Here is a 580-nt window from a genome sequence, read left to right as displayed (position 1 = left end):
TGCCCTGGCTGGCCTACCACCACGCCGCGCTGGAGGCCGCCAATGGCATCGATGCGATGCGCCAGACGCTGACCGACGGCGGCCGGGGCGTGCGCGAGTTCGGCGTCATCCATGCCAGCACGACGGTGCTGCGCGACGACGGAAGTTTTGGCTTCCTGACGCTGCCACGCGAACCTTCGCTCGCCAGCTTTGCCGCCCGCGCCAAGCCCGGCATCGAGCGCGTGCGCCATGCCAGTGGCGACCTTTTCGCCGCCGATGAGCCCGGCGACGTGCGCGAGGAAACGCTGGTCCACATGACCGCGCTGCCCTGGCTGGGGTTCACTGCGTTCACCCACGCGCGCGGTCAAGGCGACGACCGGCCCAAGGTGGCCTTCGGCCGCTTCACCGAGACGAACGGCCGGCTGCTGATGCCGGTCGCCGTCGATGTGCACCATGCACTGTGCGACGGCGTGCACATCGGGCGCTTCTTCGAACGCTTCCAGGCAAATCTGGACGCGATCTAACGATAGGCCGCCACGTCGACGTCGCCCGCCTCGCTGTCGAGCATGTGGCGCCAGGCGTCGGGCTGGCTGCCGTCCCC

General features: G+C 69.5%; 1 protein-coding gene. It reads left to right on the top strand.

Annotated elements, in window-relative coordinates:
• Positions 1–503 (top strand): CatA-like O-acetyltransferase (locus AC1DU6_RS35075; RefSeq protein WP_477863166.1); only part of this gene is annotated, 503 nt, incomplete at its 5' end.
• Positions 504–580 lie beyond the last annotated feature (77 nt).

The organism is Roseateles sp. P5_B10 (genome assembly GCF_056400485.1).
This window is presented reverse-complemented; position numbering and strand designations above follow the sequence as displayed.